This window comes from Paraburkholderia sp. JHI2823 (genome assembly GCF_038900695.1).
Taxonomy (GTDB): domain Bacteria; phylum Pseudomonadota; class Gammaproteobacteria; order Burkholderiales; family Burkholderiaceae; genus Paraburkholderia; species Paraburkholderia mimosarum.
This window is the reverse complement of sequence record NZ_JAYMRY010000037.1, coordinates 20,670-34,471: the sequence shown is the minus strand read 5'-3', so window position 1 is coordinate 34,471 and position 13,802 is coordinate 20,670. Positions and strand designations below refer to the sequence as shown.

The following is a 13,802-nucleotide window of genomic DNA, read 5'->3' as shown; positions in this document are numbered from 1 at the left end:
ATGTTCGTCCGCCTGTTTGCCCGCTTTTGCGCCTGCAAGCGATGCTTAGTTGAACTTGCTACCGAACGTGCCACCGTTGGCGGCCAGCTCGACGATGGAAGGCGCGATCTCCCACGCTTCGCCGTTGGGCTGCTGCGCATAGCGGCGAATGGCGCGTTCGACGTTGTAGAGGCCCACGGTGTCGGCGTACAGCATCGGGCCGCCGCGCCACAGCGGGAAGCCGTAGCCCGTGAGGTAGACCATGTCCACGTCAGATGCCTTCGACGCAATGCCTTCTTCGAGAATCTTCGCGCCTTCGTTGGCGAGCGCGAACACGAGGCGCTCGACGATCTCCTCGTCGCCGATCTTGCGGCGCTCGACACCGGCTTCCTTCGAGTACGCGACGATCATCTCGTCGACGAGCTTCGAAGGCAGCGCGTTGCGCTCGCCCGCCTTGTAGTCGTACCAGCCCGCACCGGTCTTCTGCCCGAAGCGGCCGGTCTCGCAAAGACGGTCGGCGATCTTCGAGTACTTCATGTCCGGATGTTCCTGATAGCGGCGCTTGCGGATGGCCCAGCCGATATCGTTGCCGGCCAGATCGCTCATGCGGAACGGGCCCATGGCGAAACCGAACTTTTCGATCGCGCGGTCCACTTGCGCGGGCAGCGCGCCTTCTTCGAGCAGGTACAGCGCCTGGCGCACGTACTGCTCGATCATGCGGTTGCCGATGAAGCCGTCGCACACGCCCGAGACCACGGCCGTCTTGCGGATCTTCTTCGCGATCTGCATGACGGTGGCGAGCACGTCCTTCGCCGTTTCCTTGCCGCGCACGACTTCGAGCAGCTTCATGACGTTGGCAGGACTAAAGAAGTGCAGACCCACCACGTCCTGGGGACGCTTCGTGAACGCCGCGATCTTGTCGACGTCGAGCGTGGAGGTGTTCGAAGCGAGGATCGCGCCCGGCTTCGCGACCTCGTCGAGGCGCTTGAAGACCTGCTCCTTCACGCCGAGCTCTTCGAACACGGCCTCGATGATGAGGTCCGCTTCCTTGAGGTCGTCGTAGGAGAGCGTCGGGCGAATCAGCGCCATGCGCGCTTCGAGCTTCTCAGCCGTGAGCTTGCCCTTCTTGACCTGGGCTTCGTAGTTTTTGCGGATCGTGGCGATGCCGCGGTCGAGCGCTTCCTGCTTCGTTTCGAGCAGCGTGACGGGCACGCCTGCGTTGAGGAAGTTCATCGTGATGCCGCCGCCCATCGTGCCCGCGCCGATCACGGCCACCTGCTGGATGTCGCGTAGAGGCGTGGAGGACGGCACATCGGGAATCTTGCTCGCGGCGCGCTCGCCGAAGAACGCATGGCGCAGCGCGTGGCTTTCCGGCGTCTGCACGAGTTCGACGAAACATTCGCGCTCGAACGCGAGGCCCTTGTCGAAGCCTTGCGTCACGCCCGTCGCAATCGCGTCGATGCACTTCACTGGCGCCGGATAGTTTTTCGACAGGGCGCCGACCGTGTTGCGCGAGAACCGCAGGAAACCTTCGGCGTTCGGATGCTCGATCTTGCGGTTGCGCACGAGCGGATGCGGGCCAGGCTTGTCGGCCGCCTTGCGCGCGAATGCGATCGCCTCTTCGACCAGATCGCCTTGCGCCATGGCGTCGAAAAGCCCCGAATTCGCGAGCTTTTCGCTCATCACCGGTGCGCCCGTGACGATCATGTTGAGCGCGGCTTCGAGGCCGATCGCGCGCGGCAGGCGCTGCGTGCCGCCCGCGCCCGGCAGGATGCCGAGTTTCACTTCGGGCAGCGCGATCTGCGCGCCGGGCGCGGCGATGCGATAGTGCGCGCCGAGTGCGAGCTCGAGGCCGCCGCCCATCGCCACGCTATGGATCGCGGCCACGACGGGCTTCGCGCTCTTTTCGACTTCCTTGATGACGGTGTGAAGCGTCGGCTCCTGCATCGCCCTGGGCGTGTTGAATTCGGTGATGTCCGCGCCGCCCGAGAACGCCTTGCCGGCGCCGGTGATCACGATGGCCGAAACGGCCGGATCGCTTGCGGCGCGCGCCAGGCCCTCGACAATGCCCGCGCGGGTCGAATGTCCGAGGCCGTTGACGGGCGGATTGTTGAGCGTGATGACGGCGACGCCGTCGCGAGTCGTGTAGTCCACTGCCATTTGGCTGCCTCCATGCGTGCGGGCCGCGATGTGCGTCGTCGGTTTCATTGTCCGACATTCCCGGTCAGGCACGCAGGATACCGAAAAAAGAACGTTCGTTCAATTTTTTGCCTAACTGCGGAGCTCGGGGTTTACACCAAGGAAGCGGCCACCGCGGGTTGATGGGTAAAAGTCAGAAGAAACAACGCAGCCAGATCGCTGCGCCCGAGAACCTTGCCCGGCTGCGCGGAGTGATCTACTTGCGCATGGGGGGCGGATTGCTGCCAGCGGTCTCATTGGCACCCGCGCCGCCCGCTTCCTGCGCCGGATCGAACGGACAGCCCTCGACCGCAAGCGCGGTCGGCAGCACATACGAACGGAACTGCTCGCGCAACTTGAGCTTCAGCAGCTTGCCGGTGGCCGTGTGCGGCAATTCGTCGACGAAAACGGCGTCGTCTGGCAGCCACCATTTAGCGACCTTGCCATCGAAGAACGCCAGCAACTCCTCGCGCGTCACCGTCGCGCCGGGCTTCTTCACCGCTACGATGAGCGGCCGCTCGGTCCAGCGCGGATGCGCGCACGCGATACACGCCGCTTCCGCGATGCCCGGATGCGCCACGGCGATGTTTTCGAGGTCGATCGAGCTGATCCACTCGCCGCCCGACTTGATCACGTCCTTGCTGCGGTCGGTGATATGCATGAAGCCATCGGGGTCGATCGTGGCGACATCGCCCGTAGGGAACCAGCCGTCGACGAGCGGCGAGCCGCTTTCCTGGCGGAAATAGCGGTCGATGACCCAGGGCCCGCGTACGTGCAGATCGCCAAACGTCACGCCGTCCCACGGCAATTCACGCCCGTCCTCGCCGACGATCTTCATATCCACGCCGCAAATCACGCGCCCCTGTTTTTCGAGCAGCGCCAATTGCGCTTCGCGCGGCCGCTGCGACTGCGCCCAGTTGAGCTTCGCGAGCGTGCCGAGGGGCGACATCTCCGTCATGCCCCAGCCGTGGATCACCTGCACGCCGTATTCGTCCTCGAACGCACGCAGCATCGCGGGCGGGCAGGCCGAGCCGCCGATCACCGTCCACTTGAGCGTGGAGAAGCGCACGCCCGCGCCCCGCATATAGGCGAGCAAACCGAGCCAGACGGTCGGCACGCCAGCCGAGCCGGTCACGCCCTCGGCCTCCATGAGTTCGAAGAGCGACTTGCCGTCCAGATCCTTGCCCGGCAGCACGAGCTTCGCGCCCGTGAGCGGCGCGGCGTGGGGCGCACCCCACGCGTTCACATGGAACATCGGCACGACGGGCAGGAGCGCGTCGCGCGCGGAGAGGCCCATCGCATCGGGCAGCGAGGCGCCGTAGGCATGGAGTACGGAAGACCGATGCGTATAGAGCACGCCCTTCGGGTTGCCCGTGGTGCCGGACGTATAGCAGAGATTGGACGCGCTGCGCTCGTCGAGGACGGGCCAGTCGTAGTTGCCGTCCTGCGCGGCAAGCAGCGTTTCATAGCAGAGCACTTCCGTGCGCATCTGCGGCCGATGCGCCTCGTCGCACATCGCGATCCAGCCGCGCACGTTCGGGCACTGCGGCGCGATCGTATCGACAAGCGCTGCAAACGTGATGTCGAACAGCACATAGCGGTCGTCGGCGTGATTGACGATCCAGGCGATCTGCTCGGGAAAAAGGCGCGGATTGATGGTGTGGCACACGGCGCCGAAGCCCGTCACGCCGAAATAAGCCTCGAGATGCCGGTAGCCATTCCAGGCAAGCGTGCCGATACGCTCGCCCGGCGCCACGCCGAGCGCCATGAGCGCCTGCGCCAGCTGTTTCGAGCGCACCTCGCACTCACGGTACGTGTAGCGATGGATATCGCCTTCGATGCGGCGCGAGACGATCTGCGTGTTGGCATGATGGCGCGCCGCATGCGCAATCAACGACGACAGCAGGAGCGGCACGTCCATCATCTGGCCCAGCAGCGGTGCGCTCATCGTTGGCGGTCTCCTGTCGACCAGAGTTGGCGCTTCAGCTGTCGGCCGGAGTTAGTGCTTTAGCACTTACTCCGGCCCCACGCAGAGCGCTTGCTCCGGTCCCATGCAACCTTTGCTCGCGTTGATCGGCGTTGTCCTTGTCCGGCGGGCGCGGCGGCGGGCTTCGGAGGTGCGCCAGCACGCCGGCGGGTGCGGACTTACAATATCGACTATTCAACAGGCCCTCAATATGTCGTTTTCACCAGGCAATACCGAAACTCAAGGCGGAAACTCCGCCTCGCACACGCCCGCCGCCGGTCCGCTCGCCGACTTCGAACGCGCATTGACCCTGCCGCGCGACGAAGCATTCGCCGCGCTCGGTGCTCGCTTCTACACGCGCTTGCCCGGCGCACCGCTGCCCGCCCCTTATGTCGTCGGCTTTTCGAAGGCCATGGCTGCACAGCTCGGCCTCGATGCGTCCGCTGCGGCCGATCCCGCGTTCGCCGGGTTCTTCAGCGGCAACTTCACGCGCGAGCGCTCGCCTTCGGCCATGTCGTACGCGACGGTCTACTCCGGGCACCAGTTCGGCGTATGGGCGGGCCAGCTCGGCGACGGCCGCGCGCTCACGCTCGGCGAGGTCGAGCATGACGGCCGGCGCAACGAGGTGCAGCTCAAGGGCGCGGGCCGCACGCCTTACTCGCGCATGGGCGATGGCCGCGCCGTGCTGCGCTCGTCGATCCGCGAGTTCCTGTGTTCGGAAGCGATGCATCATCTCGGCATTCCGACCACGCGCGCGCTCACGGTGACCGGCTCCGACCAGCCCGTGCGCCGCGAAGAGCTGGAAACGGCGGCCGTCGTCACGCGCGTGTCGCCGAGCTTCGTGCGCTTCGGCCATTTCGAACACTTCTATTCGCACGACGACGTCGACGCCCTGCGCAAGCTGGCCGATCACGTGATCGCGCGTTTCTGGCCGCAGCTGCGCGAAGCCGACGACCCATACCTGGCACTGCTTGACGAAGCGGTGCGCAGCACCGCGGCGCTGATGGTCGAATGGCAGGCCGTGGGCTTCTGCCATGGCGTGATGAACACCGACAACATGTCGATCCTCGGTCTCACGATCGACTACGGTCCGTTCGGTTTCATGGATGGTTTCGACGCCAACCATATCTGCAATCATTCCGATTCGCAGGGCCGTTACGCGTACCGCATGCAGCCGCAGATCGCGTACTGGAATCTCTTCTGCCTCGCTCAGGCGCTGGTGCCGCTCTTTGGCGCGCACTACGACATCGCCGACGAAAAAAAGCGCGGCGAGCGCGTGGTCGCCGACGCGCAGGCCGTGCTCGAACGCTTCAAGGGACACTTTGCGCCAGCGCTCGAAGCGCGCATGCGAGCAAAGCTCGGCCTCGAACACGCGCGCGAAGGCGACGACGTACTCGCGAACAAGCTGTTCGAAGTCATGCATGCAAACCGCGCCGATTTCACGCTCACGTTTCGCAATCTCGCGCGCGTTTCGAAACATGACGCGAGCGGCGACACGTCGGTGCGCGACCTGTTTCTCGATCGCGCGGCCTTCGACGCCTGGGCCGCCGACTATCGCGCGCGCCTCGCGCACGAGCCGCGCGACGACGCCGCGCGCGCCGCAGCGATGAACCGCGTGAATCCGAAATATGTTCTGCGCAACCATCTCGCGCAGACGGCAATCGAGCGCGCCGCGCAAAAGGACTTCAGCGAGGTCGAGCGTCTTGCGAAGGTGCTTGAGCGGCCGTTCGACGAGCAGCCGGAAAACACGGCATATGCGGCGCTGCCGCCCGACTGGGCGAGTACGCTCGAAGTCAGTTGCTCTTCGTGAGCGCGCCCCCATCTACGTGATCTTGTTTCCCATCCGACAGGAACCGAACATGAGCCAGGACGACCACAACTCCACCGCCTACCCGGGCTACAAGGCCGACGAGCAATGGCGCGAACAGCTCGACGACACGCAGTACCAGGTCACGCGTCACGCGGCCACCGAGCGCGCGTTCACGGGCAAGTACTGGGACCACTTCGAGCGCGGCGTGTACGACTGCGTGTGCTGCGGCACGCCGCTCTTCGAATCCGCCACGAAGTTCGACGCGGGCTGCGGCTGGCCGAGCTATTTCCGCCCGATCAACGGCGAGGTGATCGAGGAGAAGACCGACCGCTCGCACGGCATGTTGCGCATCGAGGTGCGCTGCAAGAATTGCGGCGCGCACCTGGGTCATGTTTTCGAGGATGGTCCGGCCCCGACCGGCCTTCGGTATTGCATCAATTCGGCTGCGCTACAATTCGAGCCCAAGTGAGCGTTGGCAAGGCAGCCTCGCGCCCCGCGCTGGGCGCCATGCGGCCTTGAAAGCGCCGTGCCCTCCGCCGCCCCCTGTTCCGGCGGGCTCATTGTGTAAATTCTCAGGCCGATAATGAAATTCCTGTTTGACCTGTTCCCGATCATCCTCTTTTTCGTCGCCTTCAAGCTGTGGGGCATCTTCCCGGCGACGGCCGTGGCGATCGGCGCGACGCTCGTGCAGATCGCATGGGTGGCGTTCCGTCACCGCAAGGTCGACCCGATGCTGTGGCTTTCGCTGGGCATCGTCGTCGTGTTCGGCGGCGCCACGCTGATGCTGCACGACGAAACTTTCATCAAGTGGAAGCCGACTGTGCTCTACTGGGCGTTCTCGATCGTGCTGCTCGTCTCGCAGGTCGCATTCGGCAAGAACCTCATCGAAGCGATGATGGGCAAGCAGATCACGCTGCCGGCGCGCATCTGGACGCAACTCAATTTCGTGTGGTCGGTCTTCTTCGCGCTGCTCGGCATCCTCAATCTGTTCGTGGCCTACCACTTCTCGACCGATGCGTGGGTCGACTTCAAGCTGTTCGGCGCGACCGGCATTCTCGTGGTGTTCATCGTCGGCCAGAGCCTGTGGCTCTCGCGTTACATGAAGGAAGAAGAATGAGCGACGTCTTTCTGCACGCGAGCCCTGCCGAGCGCATGGCGCTGATCGAAACGCGCCTGACCGCGGCGCTCGCTCCCGTTTCAATCGACGTGCGCGACGACAGCGCGCAGCACGCGGGACACGCCGGCGCCGCTGCCGGCGGTCATTACCATGTGACGATCGTTGCGTCCGCATTCGCGGGGAAAGCCCGCGTGGCAAGGCATCGCATGGTGTATGATGCGCTGGCCGAGGCCATGCAGCGCGGCATTCACGCTCTCGCGATCACGGCGCTCACGCCTGAAGAAGCCGCGGCGCTGCCCCGGTAGGCCCGCGCCAGATTTCGGCCTGCCTTCCCTTTTGTTCGCCTTTTTGTTCGCCATTTTGGTTCGCCCCGTTAGGACTTTCCGATGACCTTGAAGAAAACCCATCTCTGGGTGTTGCTGGCTGCATGCGCGGCGGCTCCCGCCTTTGCGCAGAACATCGCCGTCGTGAACGGCACGCCGATTCCCAAAGCGCGCGCCGATGCGCTGATCGAGCAGCTCGTGCATCAAGGCCAGCAGGATTCGCCGCAACTGCAGATGGCCGTGCGTGAAGAACTCGTGAACCGCGAGATCCTCATGCAGGAAGCGATTCGCGAAGGCATTCCGAACAAGCCGGACGTGAAGGCGCAAATCGCCGTGGCGCAGCAGACCGTCGTGCTGCGCGCGCTGATCGAAAACTTCGTGAAGACCAACCAGCCGACCGACGCCGAAGTCAAGGCGCGTTACGACCAGCTCACCAAGGACGCGGGCGGCAGCGAATACCACCTGCACCACATCCTCGTGGACAACGAGCAGCAGGCCAAAGACCTGATCGCGAAGATCAAGGGCGGCGCGAGCTTCGAAGACCTCGCGAAGCAGTACTCGAAGGACCCGGGTTCGGCGAAGAACGGCGGCGACCTCGACTGGTCGGATCCGAAGGCTTACGTGCCGGAATTCGCCGCTGCGGCCACGCATCTGCAGAAAGGCCAGATCACCGACGCGCCGGTTCACACGCAGTTCGGCTGGCACATCATCCGCGTTGACGATATCCGCCCGGTCACGCCGCCGCCGCTCGAGCAGGTGCGCCCGCAGATCGTCCAGCAGATCCAGCAGGAAAAGCTGCAGGCGTTCGAAGAGAATCTGCGCAAGCAAGCGAAGATTCAGTAAGACTTCGCTGCGGCTCCCGCTGCGATTAAAGCCCCGCGACCTGCGAAGTCGCGGGGTTTTTTGTTTGCGGCACAAGCGTCGTTACTGCCGCAACGTTTCCAGTTCGTAGCCCGTGCTGCGCCCGCCGCCCCCCGCCTTGCGCAAGACGCCGCGCGCCACCAGGTCGTTGATGTCGCGCAACGCCGTATCGGACGAACATTTGGCGATGGCGGCCCACTTGCCGCTCGTGAGCTTGCCGTCGAAACCATCGAGCAGCCGGTTGAGCAGTTTGATCTGCCGCTCGTTGAACGGCGTCGTGGCCCAGTCGCGCCAGAAGCGCGCCTTGGTGAGCACGCCGTCGAGCGTGATCTGCGCCTGATCCACCGCGCGATGCAGCGCTTCGAAAAACCACGCCAACCACGGCGTGACATCCATCGATCCGCGCTGCGTGCGCTCCAGAATGTCGTAATACGCCTTGCGTTCCCGCTGAATCTGGGCCGAGACGCTGTAAAAACGTTGCGGACTGCCGTCTGCGCGCGCGAGCAGCAAATCGCCGATGGCTCTTGCCACGCGGCCATTGCCGTCGTCGAACGGGTGCAGCGTGACGAACCACAAATGGCCAAGGGCGGCCTTGATCAGCGGCGGCTCCTGCGCGGGCCCGTTCAGCCAGTCGAGGAAGCGGCGTGTCTCGGGCTCCAGCCGGTCCGCGGGTGGGGCCTCGAAGTGCACGCGCTGACGGCCGATGGGCCCGGAAACCACCTGCATGGGCCCGCTGGCATCGTCACGCCATGCAGCGACGTTGATCCGCGACAGGCCCGCATAGCCGGTCGGGAATAGCGCCGCGTGCCAGCCGAACAAGCGCTCGCGCGTGACCGGCGACCGGCTGTTGGTGGTCGCATCCAGGACCATTTCGACCACGCCTTCCACATGGCGGTCCACCGGAGCGAGCGCCCCGATGTCCACGCCCATTCGACGCGCGATGGACGAACGCACGGAAGCGACATTCAGTTGCTCGCCCTCGATCTCGCTCGTCTTGAGCACGTCCTCGGTGAGCGCCGCGAGGCTCGCCTGATCGCGAAGCGCCAGGCCCACATCTGCCAGCCTGCCCACCAGCAAGCCCTGGGCGCGGCTGACCTCGGCCATGGGCGCGGCTAGCTCGGTCAGGTCGAAGCGCCAGCGAGGCCAGTCGCCGGCTTGCCAGATGTAGGTGTAATCGCCGCTAGTCATGCGGTGATTATGAGCCGGATTCGCCGCATACACAAGTTAATCACCGCAGATCATGCGGTGATTAACACCGATAATCGCCGCAATGGCTCCTTCGGCCAGCTTGCCAAACACCGCAAATGCAAAAAGCCCCGACCAACGCCTGCAGTGCAGGCATGGCCGGGGCTTTCAGCGGAGGCAGGATGACCCTGCGTCGAACGTCCGCGAGGCGTGTTAGCCCACCCACTTGCGCGCGTTCTGGAACGCGCGCATCCACGGGCTCGCCTCGCCCCAAGCCTCAGGGTGCCAGCTCATCGTCACCGTGCGCTGCACGCGCTCGGTGTGCGGCATCAGCACCGTGAAGCGGCCGTCGGGCGTCGTGACCGAGGTGATGCCCTGCGGCGAGCCGTTCGGGTTGAACGGATAGCCTTCGGTCGCCTGGCCGCGGTGGTCGACGTAGCGCATGGCCACGGCCACCTTCGAGATGTCGCCCTGCTGCGAAAAGTCGGCGAACCCTTCGCCGTGCGCGACGGCCACGGGAATGCGCGAGCCTTCCATGCCGCTGAAGAAGATCGACGGCGAGCTTTGCACCTCGACGAGCGAGAAGCGCGCTTCGAACTGCTCCGACTTGTTGCGCGTGAACTTCGGCCACGCTTCGGCGCCCGGGATCATCGAGGCGAGGCTCGACATCATCTGGCAGCCGTTGCAGATACCGAGCGCAAACGTGTCCTGGCGCGCGAAGAATGCCGCGAACATGTCGGCAAGCTTCGCGTTGAAGCGGATCGTCTTGGCCCAGCCTTCGCCCGCGCCCAGCACGTCGCCGTACGAGAAGCCGCCACAGGCCACGGCGCCGGCGAAGTCCGCGAGCGTCGCGCGGCCTTCGAGCAGGTCGCTCATGTGGACGTCGTGCGCGTCGAAACCGGCGCGGTCGAACGCGTATGCAGTCTCGAGGTGCGAGTTCACGCCCTGCTCGCGCAGGATCGCCACGCGCGGACGCGCGCCCTTGCCGATGAACGGCGCGGCGATGTCTTCGGCCGGGTCGAAGCTCAGGTGCGGATGCATGCCCGGGTCAGCAGCGTCGAGGAGCGCGTCGTATTCGGCGTCGGCGCACGCGGGATTGTCGCGCAGACGCGCGATACGCCAGCTCACTTCGCTCCACACGCGTTGCAGCTCGGCGCGCGGCGCTTCGTAGATGCGCTTGGCGTCGCGGTAGATTTCGATCGAGTCGCGGTTGTTGAGCGTGCCGATCACGTGCGAGCAGACCGACAGACCGTGCGTGCGCAGCACCGCCATCACGGTGTCGCGCTGCTGAGCCGGCACCTGGATCACGGCGCCGAGCTCTTCGGAGAAGAGCGCGCGCAGCGTGCGGTCGTCGCGGCGGCCGCTCGTTTGCTTCGCCCAGTCCTTGGCGTCGCCGTAGTCGGATTCGTGCTCGCTGTCGAGCGTGAGCATGTCCACGTTCAGCGACACGCCCGTGTGACCCGCGAACGCCATTTCGCAAACCGTCGCCCACAGGCCGCCGTCCGAGCGGTCGTGGTACGCGAGCAGCTGCTCGTTCGCGTTCAGTTGCTGGATGGCCGTGAAGAACTGCTTGAGGTCTTCGGCGCTGTCCACGTCGGGCACGGCGTCGCCGACCTGCTGCGTGACCTGCGCGAAGATGCTGCCGCCCATGCGGTTCTTGCCGCGTCCCAGATCGATCGCGATCAGGACCGACTCGCCCACCTCGTCGACGCGACGCAGTTGCGGCGTGAGATGGCGGCGCACGTCCTCGACCGGCGCGAACGCCGAGATGATGAGCGAAACCGGCGCGACCACTTCCTTGGCCACGCCTTCTTCGTTCCACTTCGTGCGCATGGAGAGCGAATCCTTGCCCACCGGAATGCCGATGCCGAGCGCCGGGCACAGCTCCATGCCGATCGCCTTCACGGTGTCGTAGAGCGCGGCGTCTTCGCCCGGCGCGCCGCACGCGGCCATCCAGTTCGCGGAGAGCTTGAGCTTGTCGAGCGACCGGATGGGCGCGCTGGCGATATTGGTGATCGCCTCGCCCACGGCCATGCGGCCCGAGGCGGGCGCATCGATCACGGCGAGCGGCGTGCGCTCGCCCATCGTCATCGCTTCGCCCTTGTAGCCGGCGTAGTCGAGCGCCGTGATCGCGCAGTCGGCCACCGGCACCTGCCACGGACCGACCATCTGGTCGCGCACGGTCGTGCCGCCAACCGTCCGGTCGCCGATGGTGATGAGGAACGACTTGCTGCCCACGGTCGGATGGCGCAGCACGTTCTTCGCGACCTCGTCGAGCGAGATGCCCGTGACTTCCACGGGCGCGAGCGGCACGCTGGCGTGCTCGACATCGCGATGCATGCGCGGCGGCTTGCCGAGCAGGATGTCCATCGGCATGTCGACGGGCTGGTGGCCGCCGTTGGCCGCGAGCGCCTGCTCGTCGGTGTCGATGAGCTTGAGGTCGCGCGCGTCGGTCGCGACGCCCACGACGGCGAACGGGCAGCGCTCACGCTCGCAGATCGCCTTGAACGCGGCCAGATCGGCGGGCGCAATCGCGAGAACGTAACGCTCCTGCGACTCGTTCGACCAGATCTCGCGCGGCGAGAGGCCCGACTCTTCGAGCTGCACCTTGCGCAGCTCGAAGCGCGCGCCCTTGTCCGCGCCGTCGACGAGTTCGGGGAAGGCGTTCGACAGGCCGCCCGCGCCGACGTCGTGGATGCTCAGGATCGGGTTGCCCTCGCCCAGTTGCCAGCACGAGTTGATGACTTCCTGCGCGCGGCGCTCGATCTCGGGGTTGCCGCGTTGCACCGAGTCGAAGTCGAGCTCGGCGGTATTGGTGCCGGTCGCCATCGAGCTGGCGGCGCCGCCGCCCATGCCGATGCGCATGCCCGGACCGCCGATCTGGATCAGCAGGGTGCCCGCGGGCAGGTCGTGCTTGTGCGTATGCTGCGCGCTGATGTTGCCGAGGCCGCCCGCGATCATGATCGGCTTGTGATAGCCGCGCACGGTGCCCGCCACGTTCTGCTCGTAGGTGCGGAAGTAGCCGCCGAGGTTCGGACGGCCGAATTCGTTGTTGAACGCAGCGCCGCCGAGCGGGCCGTCGATCATGATCTGCAGCGGCGAGGCGATGCGGTCCGGGCGGCCGTAGACACCCTGGGTATCCGCGGGATTGCGCAGCGCGAGCGGCGCGGCGGCGTCGCGGGCGTTTTCCCATGCTTCGCGCGCGTCGGGCAGATCGAGGTTCGAGACCGTGAAGCCCGTGAGGCCCGCCTTCGGACGCGCGCCGCGGCCCGTCGCGCCTTCGTCGCGGATCTCGCCGCCCGAACCCGTCGCCGCGCCCGCGAACGGCGAGATCGCCGTGGGGTGATTGTGCGTCTCCACCTTCATCAGCGTGTGCGTGAGTTCGGTGTGGCGGCCATACCGCTCGCCCGGCTCTCCGTCCGCACCCTGCTTGCGCGGGAACCAGCGTTCCGCCACCGCGCCTTCCATGATCGACGAGTTGTCCGAGTACGCGACGATGGTGCCTTGCGGGCTCATCTTCTCGGTGTTGCGGATCATCGCGAACAGCGACATATCCTGGTCCTGGCCGTCGATCGTCCAGCTCGCGTTGAAGATCTTGTGGCGGCAGTGCTCGCTGTTGGCCTGCGCGAACATCATCAGTTCGACATCGGTCGGGTTGCGCCCGAGCTTGCTGAAGTTTTCGACGAGATAGTCGATTTCGTCGTCGGCGAGCGCGAGGCCCAGTTCGCCGTTGGCCGTTTCCAGGGCGGCACGGCCTTTGCCCAGCACGTCTACGGTCTGCATCGGCCGCGCCGGCAGGACGTCGAACAGATGCAGCGCCGCGTCGCGCGATGGCGCCACGCTCTCCGTCATGCGGTCGTGCAGCGCCGCGGCCACGGCGGCGCTTGCCTCTTCCGAAAGCGTCTTCTTGCCGCCGAGCAGGCCCGACTTGAGCACGACAGTGTATTCGACGCCGCGCTCGATGCGGCGCACCTGCTCGAGACCGCAATGGTGCGCGATGTCCGTGGCCTTGCTCGCCCACGGCGACACCGTGCCGAAGCGCGGCACGACGAGGAACGTGAGCGCGCTGCCGCGCTCCTGCGCCGCCGCGAACGGCGCGCCGTAGTGCATCAGCGCTTCGATTTTCGCGCTGTCTTCAGCGGACAGCGGCGTGGCCGAATTGACGAAATGCAGATACTGGCCGTGCACGCCGACGATGTTGGCGTCGATACGCTGAAGCGTTTCGAGCAGGCGAGCCTGACGGAAGTCGGAAAGGGCCGAAGCACCGGGGAAACACGAGAAGTGGGCCATGGACTGGGGCGTTGCGTCGAAGTTGCGTCAGAGTTGCGTCGCGGCTTCGCCTCGCGCGAAACGCGTCGCGAGCTCGCGATGCGTCGCGCGAAG

The 13,802-nt window shown here is 65.7% G+C and carries 9 protein-coding genes; 5 read left to right on the top strand and 4 right to left on the bottom strand.

Annotated elements, in window-relative coordinates; all coding sequences use genetic code 11:
• Window positions 1–45: 45 nt before the first annotated feature.
• Window positions 46–2,139, bottom strand: coding sequence for a 3-hydroxyacyl-CoA dehydrogenase NAD-binding domain-containing protein (locus VSR34_RS29475; RefSeq protein WP_028213106.1), 2,094 nt, complete (start codon window positions 2,137–2,139; stop codon window positions 46–48).
• Window positions 2,140–2,374: 235 nt separating this feature from the next.
• The gene (locus tag VSR34_RS29470; RefSeq protein WP_042288839.1) at window positions 2,375–4,105 is read right to left on the bottom strand and encodes a 3-(methylthio)propionyl-CoA ligase; all 1,731 of its coding nucleotides are present in this window, start codon (window positions 4,103–4,105) and stop codon (window positions 2,375–2,377) included.
• Between the two features lie 229 nt (window positions 4,106–4,334).
• On the opposite strand from VSR34_RS29470, the gene VSR34_RS29465 reads away from it, so the two are divergent.
• The 5 genes from VSR34_RS29465 (at window position 4,335) to VSR34_RS29445 (ending at window position 8,216) form a co-directional block, all read left to right on the top strand.
• Window positions 4,335–5,933 (top strand): YdiU family protein, encoded by a 1,599-nt coding sequence (locus VSR34_RS29465; RefSeq protein ID WP_342964222.1) that lies wholly within the window; start codon window positions 4,335–4,337, stop codon window positions 5,931–5,933.
• A gap of 49 nt (window positions 5,934–5,982) precedes the next feature.
• Window positions 5,983–6,402: a peptide-methionine (R)-S-oxide reductase MsrB gene (msrB, locus tag VSR34_RS29460; RefSeq protein WP_028213104.1), complete on the top strand. Its 420-nt coding sequence runs from the start codon at window positions 5,983–5,985 to the stop codon at window positions 6,400–6,402.
• Window positions 6,403–6,516: 114 nt separating this feature from the next.
• On the top strand, window positions 6,517–7,050 hold the full coding sequence (locus VSR34_RS29455) for a septation protein A (protein ID WP_028213103.1): 534 nt from the start codon (window positions 6,517–6,519) through the stop codon (window positions 7,048–7,050).
• On the top strand, window positions 7,047–7,355 hold the full coding sequence (locus tag VSR34_RS29450; protein WP_028213102.1) for a BolA family protein: 309 nt from the start codon (window positions 7,047–7,049) through the stop codon (window positions 7,353–7,355). The genes VSR34_RS29455 and VSR34_RS29450 overlap by 4 nt, the downstream gene beginning before the upstream one ends.
• An 81-nt stretch (window positions 7,356–7,436) precedes the next feature.
• Window positions 7,437–8,216, top strand: a complete 780-nt coding sequence (locus VSR34_RS29445) for a peptidylprolyl isomerase (protein WP_028213101.1) — start codon at window positions 7,437–7,439, stop codon at window positions 8,214–8,216.
• Between the two features lie 81 nt (window positions 8,217–8,297).
• On the opposite strand, the gene VSR34_RS29440 is transcribed toward VSR34_RS29445, so the two are convergent.
• Window positions 8,298–9,422 (bottom strand): Fic family protein, encoded by a 1,125-nt coding sequence (locus tag VSR34_RS29440; RefSeq protein ID WP_028213100.1) that lies wholly within the window; start codon window positions 9,420–9,422, stop codon window positions 8,298–8,300.
• A gap of 210 nt (window positions 9,423–9,632) precedes the next feature.
• Window positions 9,633–13,709, bottom strand: a complete 4,077-nt coding sequence (purL, locus tag VSR34_RS29435) for a phosphoribosylformylglycinamidine synthase (RefSeq protein WP_028213099.1) — start codon at window positions 13,707–13,709, stop codon at window positions 9,633–9,635.
• Between the last annotated feature and the right edge of the window lie 93 nt (window positions 13,710–13,802).

Excerpts from the sequence above, each read along its gene's own strand:
- VSR34_RS29475 (WP_028213106.1), bottom strand. The coding sequence starts at position 2,139 with ATGGCAGTGGACTACACGACTCGCGACGGCGTCGCCGTCATCACGCTC.
- VSR34_RS29470 (WP_042288839.1), bottom strand. The coding sequence starts at position 4,105 with ATGAGCGCACCGCTGCTGGGCCAGATGATGGACGTGCCGCTCCTGCTG.
- VSR34_RS29465 (WP_342964222.1), top strand. The coding sequence starts at position 4,335 with ATGTCGTTTTCACCAGGCAATACCGAAACTCAAGGCGGAAACTCCGCC.
- msrB (WP_028213104.1), top strand. The coding sequence starts at position 5,983 with ATGAGCCAGGACGACCACAACTCCACCGCCTACCCGGGCTACAAGGCC.
- VSR34_RS29455 (WP_028213103.1), top strand. The coding sequence starts at position 6,517 with ATGAAATTCCTGTTTGACCTGTTCCCGATCATCCTCTTTTTCGTCGCC.
- VSR34_RS29450 (WP_028213102.1), top strand. The coding sequence starts at position 7,047 with ATGAGCGACGTCTTTCTGCACGCGAGCCCTGCCGAGCGCATGGCGCTG.
- VSR34_RS29445 (WP_028213101.1), top strand. The coding sequence starts at position 7,437 with ATGACCTTGAAGAAAACCCATCTCTGGGTGTTGCTGGCTGCATGCGCG.
- VSR34_RS29440 (WP_028213100.1), bottom strand. The coding sequence starts at position 9,422 with ATGACTAGCGGCGATTACACCTACATCTGGCAAGCCGGCGACTGGCCT.
- purL (WP_028213099.1), bottom strand. The coding sequence starts at position 13,709 with ATGGCCCACTTCTCGTGTTTCCCCGGTGCTTCGGCCCTTTCCGACTTC.